The organism is Rhizobium sp. BK196 (assembly GCF_014193255.1).
Classification (GTDB): domain Bacteria; phylum Pseudomonadota; class Alphaproteobacteria; order Rhizobiales; family Rhizobiaceae; genus Rhizobium.
Genome location: NZ_JACHZB010000003.1, coordinates 375,694 through 388,957 on the forward strand (window position 1 = coordinate 375,694; position 13,264 = coordinate 388,957).

Annotated in this window: 12 protein-coding genes; 6 read left to right on the forward strand and 6 right to left on the reverse strand. The window is 59.8% G+C overall.

Annotated elements, in window-relative coordinates; all coding sequences use genetic code 11:
* Nucleotides 1–24: 24 nt before the first annotated feature.
* The 6 genes from FHT78_RS12990 (at nt 25) to rsmA (ending at nt 7,632) form a co-directional block, all read left to right on the forward strand.
* Nucleotides 25–1,206: an LptF/LptG family permease gene (locus FHT78_RS12990; protein WP_183744226.1), complete on the forward strand. Its 1,182-nt coding sequence runs from the start codon at nt 25–27 to the stop codon at nt 1,204–1,206.
* Nucleotides 1,203–2,291, forward strand: coding sequence for an LPS export ABC transporter permease LptG (gene lptG / locus FHT78_RS12995; RefSeq protein WP_183744229.1), 1,089 nt, complete (start codon nt 1,203–1,205; stop codon nt 2,289–2,291). Before FHT78_RS12990 ends, lptG begins: the two co-directional genes overlap by 4 nt.
* Nucleotides 2,291–4,645, forward strand: a complete 2,355-nt coding sequence (locus FHT78_RS13000) for an LPS-assembly protein LptD (RefSeq protein WP_183744232.1) — start codon at nt 2,291–2,293, stop codon at nt 4,643–4,645. Before lptG ends, FHT78_RS13000 begins: the two co-directional genes overlap by 1 nt.
* A 182-nt stretch (nt 4,646–4,827) precedes the next feature.
* Nucleotides 4,828–5,769: a peptidylprolyl isomerase gene (locus FHT78_RS13005; protein WP_183744235.1), complete on the forward strand. Its 942-nt coding sequence runs from the start codon at nt 4,828–4,830 to the stop codon at nt 5,767–5,769.
* Between the two features lie 7 nt (nt 5,770–5,776).
* Nucleotides 5,777–6,805: a 4-hydroxythreonine-4-phosphate dehydrogenase PdxA gene (gene pdxA / locus FHT78_RS13010; RefSeq protein WP_183744238.1), complete on the forward strand. Its 1,029-nt coding sequence runs from the start codon at nt 5,777–5,779 to the stop codon at nt 6,803–6,805.
* Nucleotides 6,805–7,632, forward strand: a complete 828-nt coding sequence (gene rsmA, locus FHT78_RS13015) for a 16S rRNA (adenine(1518)-N(6)/adenine(1519)-N(6))-dimethyltransferase RsmA (protein ID WP_183744240.1) — start codon at nt 6,805–6,807, stop codon at nt 7,630–7,632. The genes pdxA and rsmA overlap by 1 nt, the downstream gene beginning before the upstream one ends.
* 98 nt (nt 7,633–7,730) lie before the next feature.
* Here the strand turns inward: rsmA and gmk are convergent, their stop codons facing one another.
* The 6 genes from gmk to fabG form a co-directional block, all read right to left on the reverse strand.
* Nucleotides 7,731–8,393 carry a guanylate kinase gene (gene gmk / locus FHT78_RS13020; protein ID WP_183744243.1) on the reverse strand — a complete coding sequence of 221 codons (663 nt, stop codon included), beginning with the start codon at nt 8,391–8,393 and terminating at the stop codon, nt 7,731–7,733.
* 3 nt (nt 8,394–8,396) lie between these two features.
* Nucleotides 8,397–9,284, reverse strand: coding sequence for a YicC/YloC family endoribonuclease (locus tag FHT78_RS13025; protein WP_183744246.1), 888 nt, complete (start codon nt 9,282–9,284; stop codon nt 8,397–8,399).
* Between the two features lie 15 nt (nt 9,285–9,299).
* Nucleotides 9,300–10,529: an endolytic transglycosylase MltG gene (mltG, locus tag FHT78_RS13030; RefSeq protein ID WP_183744248.1), complete on the reverse strand. Its 1,230-nt coding sequence runs from the start codon at nt 10,527–10,529 to the stop codon at nt 9,300–9,302.
* A gap of 117 nt (nt 10,530–10,646) precedes the next feature.
* On the reverse strand, nt 10,647–11,909 hold the full coding sequence (gene fabF, locus FHT78_RS13035; RefSeq protein ID WP_183744250.1) for a beta-ketoacyl-ACP synthase II: 1,263 nt from the start codon (nt 11,907–11,909) through the stop codon (nt 10,647–10,649).
* A 93-nt stretch (nt 11,910–12,002) separates the two neighbouring features.
* Nucleotides 12,003–12,239, reverse strand: coding sequence for an acyl carrier protein (locus tag FHT78_RS13040; RefSeq protein ID WP_003547058.1), 237 nt, complete (start codon nt 12,237–12,239; stop codon nt 12,003–12,005).
* Nucleotides 12,240–12,525: 286 nt separating this feature from the next.
* Nucleotides 12,526–13,263: a 3-oxoacyl-[acyl-carrier-protein] reductase gene (fabG, locus tag FHT78_RS13045; RefSeq protein ID WP_183744252.1), complete on the reverse strand. Its 738-nt coding sequence runs from the start codon at nt 13,261–13,263 to the stop codon at nt 12,526–12,528.
* Nucleotide 13,264: the final 1 nt, after the last annotated feature.

Genomic DNA, 13,264 nt, shown 5'->3' on the forward strand with positions numbered 1-13,264 from the left:
CTGCAGGCGCGTTCAAGGGCGAGCATGAAACTACTCGAGACATATATATTGCGGCGTGTTGGCCAGATGTTTCTCGTGGCCTTGCTCCCGGTGCTCGCGATCATCTGGACCACCCAGGTCCTGCAGCGCATCAACCTGGTGACCGACAGCGGCCAGTCGATCGGCTCCTTCGCCATGCTTGCGACGCTGATCCTGCCGTCGATCATTCCTGTCGTGCTGCCCTTTGCACTCGTCATCGGCATTACCCAGACGCTGACGACGATGAACAACGATTCCGAACTGACCGTGATCGATGCTGCCGGCGCCCGTCGCACCATCCTGGCTCGGCCGATCCTGCTGCTTGCGATCCTTGTCAGCGTTTTCTCGTTCTTCGTCGACAATGTCGTCGAGCCGCGTGCGAAGACGGTCGTGCGGCAGATGATCGCCGCCACCTATGCCGACCTTCTTTCGTCGGTGATCGAGGAAAAGACCTTCCGCAAGATCGACGAAGGCCTCTATGTGCAGATCTCGCAGCGGCTCGCCGGTCGCATGCTGAAGGGCCTCTTCGTCGCCGACGAGCGCGAGCCGAATAACGAGCTCATCTATTATGCTCGTGAGGGCGCAGTGGATGACGTCGGCACGTCGCTGATCATGCATGACGGCGAAGTCCATCGCAAAACGCCCGATGGAAACGTCTCGGTCATCAAGTTCGATTCCTATTCCTTCGACCTTTCCGACATGACGGAAAATAACGGACAGGCGACGCTGCGCGCGAGCGACCGCGATCTTGGCTTTCTGCTCCATCCCGATCCGAAAGATCCTGATTATATCGCCAAGCCCGGCACCTATACCGCCGAACTGCATCGCCGCCTGACGGACTGGGCGCTTCCCTTCGTTTTCGCACTCTTTTCCCTTGCCATCGCAGGTGACGCACGCTCACACCGCGAGGCGCGCATGCATCCGATGATCGGCGCACTCGGCCTCGCTTTCACATTGCGCTGGGCGGCATTTTACGTTGCCAACCAGATCGACAACGATCCGATTTATATCCCCATCCTTTACGCGATCCCTGTCGTCACCGGCATCGCGTCGATCATCTTCCTCAATCTGCATAAACGGCTTTCCGTGCCGCTTGCGCTCCGCAATCGAACCTCAACGGTTTGGAAGCGCGCGCAGGACCGAGTCCTTGCCGCAACGGACCGGAGCGGCGGAGGCGCAGCACGATGATTTTCGGGACATTGTCGCGGTATTTTTTTCGCCGATATGTCGTGACCACCATGTGGTTCCTGATCGGCATGAGCGCTATCACCTTTCTGCTCGACTTCAGCGAGACGGCAAGCCGTATCTCCAATTTCCCCGGCTATACACTGGGTGGCGCTGTGCTTCTCACCGCCGTTCGCCTGCCATTGATCCTGCAGCAGACCATTCCCTTCGTGGCGCTGTTCGTCGGCATCACCGTGCTGATCGGCCTCAATCGGAAATATGAACTCGTTGTCACCCGTGCCGCAGGCATCTCGGTCTGGCAGTTCATGCTGCCTTTTATCGCCGGGTCTCTGATTCTCGGCGTGCTGACGGTGGTGGCGCTCAATCCGCTCGCCGCCTGGGGCCAGAGGCAGGCAACGCAATTCGAAACGGCCTGGCGCGGTCAGGACAATGCCATGATCCGGGCGCTGCAGGTTCCGTGGCTGCGTCAGATCAGTGGCCGGGACGATGTCATCATCGGCGCCAAGACCGTGCTGGAGAACGGCACGTTGCTCATGGACGCCGTGCTTGTCCACTTCGATTCCGCCGGTCAGGTCATTCTGAGGCAGGATGCCTCATCGGCCAAATTGGAAGATGGTTACTGGCAGCTTAACAACGTCGTCGAACGCAAGCCTGGGGAAATCCCAGTGCGTAAGGCTACGGAACAGCTTCGTACCAATCTGAAGCAAGACTTCATCAAGGAGCGGCTGACAGCGCCGGAAACAATTGGTTTCTTTGACCTTTCCAACCGTATCGCTGCCGCCAAGTCCTTCGGAATCTCCACGAAGGCGCTTGAGACTCAATTCAACTCTCTGCTGTCGCAGCCGCTGCTCTTGGTGGCCATGACTCTCATTGCTGCAACAGTGTCTCTAAAATTTAGCCGGTTCAACCAATCACGCTCTGTGATTCTGGGTGGAATCCTTTCAGGCTTCATGCTTTATGTCGTCACCGTGCTTGTAAAAGCATTCGGAAGCAGCGGTGTCGTGCCGCCGTTTGTGGCGACTTGGATACCCGTGGTCGTGGCGCTCGCTTTAGGCGCAACGATTCTGCTTCATCAGGAGGATGGCTAGTGGCGGTAGGCGACCGCAAGAATTTTAGTAAACAGTTGGTTGCCCTGCTCCTAGGTGCGGCTCTGTGTTCCTATTTTGAGAGCGCTCCTCTGGCGTATGCCCAGGAGAACACTACAGGCATGCCTGCGATCGGCCAGAATATCTCGCCGGACGCAAAACTGATGCTGTCGGCAAACGAACTGGTCTATGACAAGGACCAGGAGATCGTCTCCGTGATCGGCGGCGTGCAGATCAATTACGGCGGCTACAGGATGGTCGCCCAGAAGGTCGACTATAACCAGAAGACCGGTCGCATGATGGCGACCGGCAACATCGAACTGGCGACTCCTGACGGCAACCGTATTTATGCCGACAGCCTCGATGTGACCGACAATTTCGCAGACGGCTTCATGAACGCGCTGCGAATCGAGACGAGCGACAATACTCGCCTCGTTGCCGAGACCGGCCAGAGGGTCGGCGGCACGCAGATGATTCTGAACAAAGGGGTCTATACCGCCTGTTTGCCTTGCGCCGAAAAACCCGATCGCGCGCCCTTCTGGCAGGTCAAGGCACAACGCGTCATTCAAGACGGCCAAAAACACACGATCCGGCTGGAGCACGCCCGTTTCGAGCTGCTTGGCCAGCCGATCGCCTACGTTCCGTGGATCACGGTCCCCGACAATACCGTCAAGCGCAAGTCGGGCTTTTTGTTCCCGTCGATGAGCGTGTCGCAAAATCTCGGCTACGGTCTTTCCGTTCCCTACTATTACGTCATTTCTCCAAGCTCGGATTTCACCGTTACGGGCACCGGCTATACGTCCCAGGGCTTCATGCTCGAAGGGGAATATCGCCGCCGCTTTGAAAACGGCACGCTGACCATGCACATTGCCGGCATCGACCAGATGAACCCCGGCAACTTCAGCACCGGCACAAGTGATGCCGAAGTCGAACAGCGCGGCATGGTCGCCTCGAGAGCAAACTTCAGGATCAATCCCCGCTGGACATTCGGCTGGGATGTGATGGTGCAGAGCGACAACAACTTCTCGCGCACCTACAAGATCCAGGGTTATTCCGGGACACCCTACGCGAACAACGTTTACCTCACGGGTCTTGGCAAGCGGAATTACTTCGACCTGCGCGCCTTCTACTTCGACGTCCAGGATGCCGACCGCCATGACACGGCGGAAAAGCAGCAGGCGATCGTCTACCCGACGCTTGACTATCACTATGTCGCGCCGCAGCCTCTTGCAGGCGGCGAGCTTTCTGCAGATGTCAATCTCACCAATATTTCGCGCACCCACGACGACTTTTACAATGTCGCAGGTTTCGACCGCTTCCGCGGCCTGGAGGGTCAAACGACCCGTTTGACCACGGAAGTGCAGTGGAAGCGCACCTACGTGACGCCGACCGGCCTGGTGATTACACCGTTGCTCGCAGCGCGCGGCGATGCCTTCGCGCTCAACATGGACAGTCCTGTCAACGCCAACGGCGTTCCGTATGCCGGCAACTATCTCGACGATAGTGCGGCAACGCGCGGAATGGTCACGGCTGGGCTGGAAATGCGCTATCCGATCCTATTCACGACCAGCAATAGCACGCATGTTCTGGAGCCGATCGCCCAGATCTATGCGCGACCGGATGAACCGCTCGCCGGTCGCCTGCCGAATGAAGATGCGCAGAGCTTCGTTTTCGATGCGACCAACCTTTTCGACCGCGACCGGTTCTCCGGCTACGACCGCATCGAAGGCGGGACGCGCGCAAACGTTGGCTTCCAGTACACCGGCACCTTCGACAGCGGCTACAAGCTGCACGGCATCTTCGGACAGTCCTATCAGCTCGCGGGTCAGAACTCGTTTGCGACCGACGACCTCGTGAATGTCGGCGCCGATTCGGGCCTTGAGACCGACCGATCCGACTATGTTGGCCTCGGCGGTATCGAAATGCCTTTCGGTCTTTCCGTTGCGGCTTCCTACCGTCTGGACGAACAGGATTTCGCCTTCAATCGCGGCGATCTGACCACGGCCTATCAGAACGATACCTTCTCGGGCCAGGTCACCTATACGCACGTTACCGCCCAGCCGGAATACGGCTTTGCCGAAGACCAAGACGAGATTCAGACGAGTAGCAGAATCAAGTTCAAGGACTATTGGTCGATCTTCGGCGGCATTGCCTGGGATCTGAACAATAGTGTCGTCACCAGGCGCACGCTCGGCATTTCCTATGAAGACGAGTGCACGATTTTCACCATCGCCTATACGGATGCCCGCGATACGACGGACCAAACGGCAAGCGACTGGACGATTGCTGCCCGCCTGACCTTCCGCACGCTCGGCGACATCAGGCTGGGCACGGGTGACGCCGCGAATAATCTCTGATGACAAATGGACGGCCGGAAATCTCCGGCCGGGCCATTCTTTCGCCGTAAGCCTGTGCAGGACATTGCGAGCAGTCGTTATGTGAGGCATGGGGTATCGCGGAGATGCGATTTCCGCTCGTCTCAGTCTATGGTAAGGAACGCCGCGCGCTGGATCGTGCGGCGCTATCGGGAGGTCAACAGATGATTGACGCGAAGAAAACCGTAACCACGCTTGTTGCAGGCGCAGCCTTCATGCTTGCCGCCTTCAGCAGCCCTGTCTTCGCTGCGAGCGAGGTCAAGGCCGTGGTAAACGGTACCGCGATTACGAGCGGGGATGTCGCCAAGCGACAGGCCTTCATGCGGCTGCAGCGCCAGAAGGGTGATCCGAAAGCCGCCGAAGAGCAGCTTATCGACGAGGCGCTGAAGCGGCAGGAGGTTTCCCGCGTGCGTATGTCGGTCTCGCAGGAGGACGTCAACGCCTCCTTCGCCCGGTTTGCCGCCAGCAACAAGCTTTCCGTCGAGCAGATGGGACAGATCCTCGATCGCGCCGGCGTCGGTGTCGACCACTTCAAGAACTTCATTGCCGTGCAGATGAGCTGGCCGCGTGTCGTCAATGCGCGTTACGGTTCCACCGCGCGAATATCGAATTACGATCTGGTCAACCGCATGATGCAGAACAACAAGCAGAAGCCGGTGACGACAGAATATATGTTGCAGCAGGTCATCTTCGTTGTTCCGGCATCCAAGCGCAACGCGATCACCGGCAAGCGCAAGAGCGAGGCTGAGGCATCGCGCTCCAAATATCCGGGCTGCGATCAGGCCAAGACTTTCGCCGCCACAATGCGGGACGTTTCGATCCGCGATCTCGGCCGCATGCTGGCCCCGGAAATTCCGGCGGACTGGAAGGATCTGGTCATAGGGGCCAAGGGCAATACCACGGCCACGCGCGTGACCGACAAGGGCGTAGAGTATCTTGCGATCTGCAGCCAGCGCCAGGTCTCGGATGACCAGGCGGCCGAAATGGTGTTCCGTCAGGAGGACCTGGACAAGAACAAGGCAAATAAATCGGCAGCGCCGGAAAACGAAAACAGCACCAAATATCTGGATGAACTGCGCAAGCGTGCGCAGATCGTCTATCGCTGATTTCTCCATGGGGACACCGTTTTCGAGACCGCTTGCACTGACCCAGGGCGACCCGGCCGGCGTTGGGCCAGATATCACCCTGATGGCCTGGCTTCGCAGGCGCGAGCTTGGACTGCCGCCATTCTTCCTGATCGGCGATCCCGATGTGCTCGCTGTGCGGGCACGAAAGCTCGGCCTGGATATTCCCCTTCACACCATCGGCAATGCAGCCGAAAGTCCCGGTGTATTTGCGGACGCGCTGCCGATCATGTCGATACCGGCCGGCATCGATGTTGCGGCAGGAGAGCCGCATATCGCGACAGCAAAAGGTACGATCGCCTCAATCGAGGCGGCAGTAGCGCTCGTCATGCAAGGCGAAGCGCTTGCGGTCGTCACCAACCCGATCGCCAAGTCGGTGCTCTACGAGGCGGGGTTCAAGTTTCCAGGTCATACGGAATTCCTGGCCGACCTCGCAATGCATGCGACCGGTCAGACTGTCATGCCCGTCATGATGCTCGCGGGACCGAAGCTGCGCGCCATCCCCGTCACCATTCACATTCCGCTCAAGGATGTGCCGCAGGCGCTGACGCTCGGTCTGATCATCGAAACCTGCCGGATCGCAGACAGGGATCTGAAGCAGCGGTTCGGGATCGCCTCTCCTCGGCTCGCCATTGCAGGGCTCAATCCGCATGCGGGCGAAGGCGGCGCGATCGGCGAGGAGGACGAGAGTATCATCCATCCGGCGGTCCAGATCCTTCGTGACGAGGGTATCGATGCGATCGGTCCCCTTCCCGCCGATACGATGTTTCATGACGAAGCGCGCGCCCGTTATGACGTTGCCGTCTGCATGTATCACGATCAGGCGCTGATCCCGGCCAAGGCGCTCGGCTTCGACGATTCCGTCAATGTGACGCTTGGTCTTCCTTTCGTACGCACCTCCCCCGATCACGGCACCGCCTTCGGCATTGCCGGCAAGGGACTTGCCCGCGAGACGAGCCTCGTTGCCGCGCTGAAGCTCGGCGCGCAGCTTGGCCGGACTGCGGAAAGTCATCGTTAATGGCTGCACTCGACGGTCTGCCGCCGCTTCGCGAGGTTATCCAGCGTCACGGGCTCGATGCGCGCAAGGCCCTCGGGCAGAACTTCCTTCTCGATCTCAACCTGACGCAGAAGGTTGCCCGCACGGCCGGCGCGCTTGACGACGTGACGGTCTTTGAAGTCGGTCCAGGTCCCGGCGGCTTGACGCGAGCGATCCTCGCCCTCGGTGCGAGGAAGGTCATCGCCGTCGAACGCGATGCACGCTGTCTGCCGGCTCTTGCCGAGATCGCCGACCATTATCCCGGACGGCTGGACGTCATCGAGGGCGATGCGCTGAAGACCGATTTCGAGGCGCTGGCGTCGGGCCGCCCCGTCAAGATCATCGCCAACCTGCCCTATAATGTCGGCACTCAGCTTCTCGTGAACTGGCTGCTGCCGAAGGCATGGCCGCCCTTCTGGCAATCGCTGACGCTGATGTTCCAGAAGGAAGTCGGCGAGCGGATCGTCGCCTCCGAAGACGACGATCACTATGGCCGCCTCGGCGTGCTGGCGGGATGGCGCACACATTCCCGCATGGCATTCGATATTTCGCCGCAGGCTTTCACGCCGCCGCCGAAGGTCACCTCGACAGTAGTCCACCTGACGCCGAACGAAACCCCGATCCCCTGCTCTGTCGCCAATCTGGAAAGGGTCACGCAGGCTGCGTTCGGCCAGCGCCGCAAGATGCTGCGCCAGAGCCTGAAGCCAATCGGCGGCGAGAACCTGCTCGTCAAAGCCGGCATTGATCCGGCCAGACGTGCGGAGACCCTGTCGGTAGAGGAATTCTGCCGGCTGGCGAACAGCCTCTAAAAGCATTTCCGTTTTCTTCGAATCACGGAAATGCTTTATCGTTTTGTTTCCACGCAATTCCGCACGCAAAACCGCTGAACGCTTTTGCTGGAATTGCTTTAAAGAACCGGCGTTTCTTCGAGCAATTCCCGGACGAAATCGAACATGCCGTGGCGGCGGTCGCGGCGCAGGCGCTCGGCCTTGACGATCGACTGCACCGCATCAAAGGCGGCGTTCAGGTCATCATTGATGATGACGTAATCGTACTCGCGCCAGTGCGCGATCTCGGCGCGGGAATTGGCGAGGCGCGTCTGGATGACTTCCTCAGAATCCTCGGCACGGCGGTGAAGACGGGACTGCAGCTCGGTCATGGTCGGCGGCAGAACAAAGATCGAAACCACATCGGCCTGCATCTTTTGCTGCAATTGCTGGGCGCCCTGCCAGTCGATATCGAACAGCATGTCGCGGCCTTCGGACATGGCCTGCTCAACCGGTTCGCGAGGTGTGCCGTAAAAATTGCCGTGAACCTCTGCCCATTCCAGCAGGGCATCGGAATCGCGCAGCCGCTCGAATTCCCGGACCGTCTTGAAATGATAGTGTACGCCCTCCACTTCGCTCGGTCGGCGCTGGCGCGTCGTGACGCTGACGGAAAGGCCGATGTGTTTGTCCGTTTCCAAAAGCGTACGCGCGATGGTGGATTTACCGGCGCCAGAGGGCGACGAGATAACCAGCATCAGACCGCGACGGGCGATCTGGACGGGCAAGATTTTCGCCGGGCTCATGTCCTACTCCAAATTCTGGACCTGCTCACGGAACTGATCGATCACCACCTTCAGCTCGATGCCGGCTGCGGTGACGGCCGAAGCGTTCGATTTCGAGCAGATTGTATTCGATTCCCGGTTAAATTCCTGTGCAAGAAAATCGAGCTTTCGGCCAACCGGTCCACCTTTTGTCACGAGATCGCGGGCGGCGGCGACATGGGCCTTCAGCCGGTCGATCTCTTCGCGCATATCCGCCTTGGTGGCCAGCAGTGCGGCTTCCGCGTGCAGCCGATCACGGTCGAGCGCACCGGCTCCTTCCATGAGGAGCGAGACCTGCGCGGAGAGCTTCGCTGCAATCTCCTGCGGGGAGCGCGAGGGATCGGACTCGATCGCACCTGTCAGAGCTTCGATCGCAGCAACATGGCCGAGAAGCACACGCGCCAGTGCGGCACCCTCCTGTTCACGCATGGCCTTGAGATCGGACAGTGCCGCCGTCAGTCCCGACAGGATATCGGCATCGCGCGCGGCGACAGTCTCTTCGCTGTCCTGCGTCTCGCGGAAGTCGACGAGGCCTCGGATGGAAAGCAGGGTATCAAGCCTTAGCGGCGCCGGATCGATAAGACCTTCCAGCTTGTCGCGCATGGTGAGGACGGCAGCAAAGGCATCCTGATTGAGCACAGCTTCAAGCTGGCTTTCGCCTGTCGTCAGCGCCAGTGTGGCCTGCAGATTGCCACGACTGAAATTCTCGCCGGCAATGCGGCGAACATCCGTTTCGAGGCGCTCCAGACCGGGTGGCAGACGGAGGCGAAGATCGAGGCCCTTGCCGTTGACCGAACGCAGTTCCCATGCCCAGCGCCAGCGGCCGGTCGTTCCTTCGCGCCGCGCAAAACCAGTCATGGACTGCAATGCCATCAAAGGCCTCCGATATCAGTTGATCTTCTTTTTCTTCGGCGGAACCGCGGATGTATTGTCCGCAGGCTGATCTTCCGGCTGTCCGTCGACGGCAATTTCGGGATCCGCGCCCTTGTCGGCTTCCAGCTTGCGCCAGCGCTTGACGTTAGCGTTGTGCTCCTCGAGCGTTGCCGCAAAGACGTGGCCGCCGGTGCCATCGGCGACGAAATAGAGGTCCTGCGTCTTCCAGGGATTGGCGACAGCTTCCAGCGCGTCCTTGCCGGGATTGGCGATCGGCGTGGGCGGCAGGCCCTTGACGACGTAGGTGTTGAAGGGCGTCTCTTTCTTCAGGTCCGACTGGTAGATCGGCCGGTCGGCTGGTTTGCCCTCGCCGCCGAAGAGACCGTAGATGATGGTCGGATCGGACTGCAGGCGCATACCTTTGCCGAGACGGTTCAGGAAGACTGAGGCGACATGAGCGCGCTCATCCGGCACGCCCGTCTCCTTCTCGACGATTGAGGCGAGGGTGACGAACTCTTCCTTGCTCTTCAAGAGCAGCGAAGGATCACGCCGTTCCCAGATCTGGTCGACCAGCTTCTGCTGGGCGGCAGCCATCTGGTCGATGATCTCAGACCGCTTGGTGCCACGCGAGAACTTGTAGGTATCCGGCCGCAGGCTGCCTTCCGCTGGCAGAGCGGCCGGCAGGTCGCCCTCAAGAACCGGATCGTCCAGCAAACGGTCGAACATCTGCCGCACCGTCAGCCCTTCGGGGAAGGAGACGGAATAGAGGATGGACTTGCCGGATTTCAGGAGTTCCATGATCTCGTTCATGGAGGCATGCGCCTTGATCTCGTATTCACCTGCCTTGAGGCTTTCGCCTGCGCTCAGATGCGTCGCGGTCAGATAGCGGAAGACGCGGGCATCCGAGATGATGAGATTGCGCTCGAGGTTCGTCGCTATTTCCGCAAGGCCTGCACCATTGCGGACGATGAAATTGGTGTTCGTCTGCAGCGGGCCGGGGTTTTGGTAGGCGGTGATAGCGTAGTAGAAGCCGATGAGACCGGCGATGCAGACGACCACCGCCATGGTCATAACGAAATTCAGGAAGAGGACCACCTGGCTGCGGGCATTCCTGGAGCGCTTCGGCGGCTCGGGAACACGTTCCGGACGCAGGGCTTCGCTCGGCGATTTCGGGATGATCGGTCCCTTCTGCGCCGGCTGACCGTTCTGGCCGTTATCGCTGCTCTGGTTGGTCGTGTCGCTCACCGGCAATCCTTTAAAACTAAGCCCGCTTCGCTATTTCGCGAAGTAATGCGGCAAAAAACAGGTTCTGCCGCGCATCATGGCGCCGTTTGACGTTCGCCCGCCCTCGGAAACCGCCTGTTACGCGACGTAACGGCGCAGCACGAGCGATGCATTCGTGCCGCCGAATCCGAACGAGTTGGATAGCGCCACATTGATTTCTCGCTCACGAGCCTTGTGCGGAACAAGATCGATTGCGGTTTCCCGCTCAGGGTTATCGAGATTGAGCGTTGGAGGGGCGACGTTGTCGCGGATCGCGAGGGTCGTGAAGATCGCCTCGATGGCGCCGGCAGCACCCAGCAGGTGACCGGTCGCGGATTTGGTCGACGACATGGAAATCTTCGACGCCGCATTGCCGACGAGGCGCTCGACGGCACCGAGCTCGATCGTGTCGGCCATGGTCGACGTGCCATGAGCGTTGATGTAGTCGACATCGGCAGACGTCAGGCCGGCGCGCTTCAGCGCCATGGTCATGCAGCGGAACGCGCCGTCGCCGTCTTCGGACGGAGCGGTGATGTGGAAGGCGTCGCCGGAGAGGCCGTAACCGACCACTTCCGCATAGATCTTCGCACCGCGTGCCAGCGCATGGTCCAGTTCTTCGAGAACCACGATGCCGGCGCCCTCGCCCATGACGAAACCATCTCGGTCCCTGTCATAAGGGCGCGAGGCCTTTTGAGGATCGTCGTTATGCTGCGTCGACAACGCCTTGCAGGCGGCAAAGCCGGCGAGCGAAATGCGGCTGACCGGGGATTCCGTGCCGCCGGCAACCATGACATCGGCATCGCCGAGCGCGATGAGGCGGGCAGCATCGCCAATGGCGTGCGCACCGGTGGAGCAGGCGGTGACGACCGAATGGTTCGGGCCGCGCAGCTTGTGGCGAATGGAGACCTGGCCGGAGACGAGATTGATCAAGCGGCCGGGAATGAAGAAAGGAGAGATGCGGCGCGGGCCTTTGTCGCGCAGCGTATAGCCGGCCTCGACAATGCCCTCGATACCGCCAATGCCGGAGCCGATCAGAACGCCTGTCGCGATCTGATCCTCATCGGTCTCGGGATGCCAGTCGGCATCCTCGAGCGCCATATCGGCGGCGGCCATGCCATAGATGATGAAGGGATCTACCTTGCGCTGTTCCTTCGGCTCCATCCAGTCGTCCGGATTGAAGGTGCCGTCCGAACCATCGCCGACGGGGATGCGGCAAGCGATCTTGGCAGGGAGATCGTCGACCTCGAATTCAGTCACGAGGCGGGCGCCGTTTGCTCCCGCAAGCAGCCGAGACCAGGTAATTTCCGTTCCGCATCCCAACGGCGATACCATGCCGGTACCTGTAATGACGACCCTTCTCATCGACTGCTTTCCCCCGTCTGTTATGTTTTATGGAGAAACATGCTCAAAAGAAAAGGGCGGACTCTTGGCCCGCCCTTTCTCGAATGCGCAGAATCAGGCCTGAGCCTTTTCAATGAACTTCACGGCATCGCCAACCGTCAGGATCGAGTCAGCGGCATCGTCGGGGATTTCAACGCCGAATTCTTCTTCGAAAGCCATGACCAGTTCGACCGTGTCGAGCGAGTCGGCGCCCAGATCGTCGATAAAGCTGGCGCTCTCGACGACCTTGTCGGCATCGACGCCAAGATGATCAATAACAATTTTCTTTACGCGTTCTGCGATATCGCTCATGTCGGTTTCCTCGACCTTATGTCCTGATCGGAATGTCCTTCTGACACCCCTACCCTGTTTCAGCCTGCGATGCTTTCAGACATCCTCGGCAAACTCGTTTACCCGGCTTTAGAGAAGTCCCAGGCTTGCGAAAAGCCCGCCGGTCCGTCTGCTTTTTTCGGGACGACTGTTGACAGTCATGGCCCGCTTAACATGCTTTAAGTCTGCCGCAAAGCCAGAAAATCAACCGTTCGTGATTGCTCAACACGCTATTGAGTGAAATTGGCGGCCGCGGCAGCTAATCGTTTCAGATCATGGCCATGCCGCCGTTTACGTGCAGGGTCTGACCCGTCATATAGGCCGCTTCCGAGGAGGCCAGATAGACGACGGCAGAGGCCACTTCGGCGCCGGTGCCCATGCGCTTCATGGGGATCGCGCCCATGATCGTTTCCTTCTGCTTTTCGTTCAGCTTGCCGGTCATGGCGCTTTCGATGAAGCCCGGAGCGATGCAGTTGACCGTCACGTTGCGGGTGGCGATTTCCTGCGCAAGCGATTTCGAGAAGCCGATCATGCCGGCCTTGGAGGCGCAGTAGTTGGCCTGTCCCGGATTGCCGGTCACGCCGACAATCGAGGTGATGTTGATGATGCGGCCATAACGGCGGCGCATCATCGGATGGGTGAGCTCTCGCGTCAGGCGGAAGGTCGCCGTCAGGTTCACTTCGAGAACGGCATCCCAGTCCTCGTCGCTCATGCGCACGAAGAGACCGTCCTTGGTGATGCCGGCGTTGTTGACCAGGATATCGACGCCTTCGAGATCGGCTTCCGCCTTCTGGCCGAGAGCCTTCACCTCATCGCGATCCGACAGGTTCGCCGGGAAGATCTTCACGCGGTCGCCGAGCTCATTTGCCAGGGCTTCGAGCTTTTCGACACGGGTGCCGTGCAGGCCGACGATGGCGCCCTGCTTGTGGAGAAGGTGGGCGATTTCCTCGCCGATACCGCCCGATGCGCCGGTGACGAGAGCCTTGCGGCCGGAAAGATCGAACATG

What these genes read in the sequence shown, in the direction of transcription:
- rsmA (WP_183744240.1), top strand. Translation starts at nt 6,805, where the DNA reads ATGGCTGCACTCGACGGTCTGCCGCCGCTTCGCGAGGTTATCCAGCGT.
- FHT78_RS12990 (WP_183744226.1), top strand. Translation starts at nt 25, where the DNA reads ATGAAACTACTCGAGACATATATATTGCGGCGTGTTGGCCAGATGTTT.
- lptG (WP_183744229.1), top strand. Translation starts at nt 1,203, where the DNA reads ATGATTTTCGGGACATTGTCGCGGTATTTTTTTCGCCGATATGTCGTG.
- fabF (WP_183744250.1), bottom strand. Translation starts at nt 11,909, where the DNA reads ATGAGAAGGGTCGTCATTACAGGTACCGGCATGGTATCGCCGTTGGGA.
- fabG (WP_183744252.1), bottom strand. Translation starts at nt 13,263, where the DNA reads ATGTTCGATCTTTCCGGCCGCAAGGCTCTCGTCACCGGCGCATCGGGC.
- pdxA (WP_183744238.1), top strand. Translation starts at nt 5,777, where the DNA reads ATGGGGACACCGTTTTCGAGACCGCTTGCACTGACCCAGGGCGACCCG.
- FHT78_RS13040 (WP_003547058.1), bottom strand. Translation starts at nt 12,239, where the DNA reads ATGAGCGATATCGCAGAACGCGTAAAGAAAATTGTTATTGATCATCTT.
- FHT78_RS13025 (WP_183744246.1), bottom strand. Translation starts at nt 9,284, where the DNA reads ATGGCATTGCAGTCCATGACTGGTTTTGCGCGGCGCGAAGGAACGACC.
- FHT78_RS13005 (WP_183744235.1), top strand. Translation starts at nt 4,828, where the DNA reads ATGATTGACGCGAAGAAAACCGTAACCACGCTTGTTGCAGGCGCAGCC.
- gmk (WP_183744243.1), bottom strand. Translation starts at nt 8,393, where the DNA reads ATGAGCCCGGCGAAAATCTTGCCCGTCCAGATCGCCCGTCGCGGTCTG.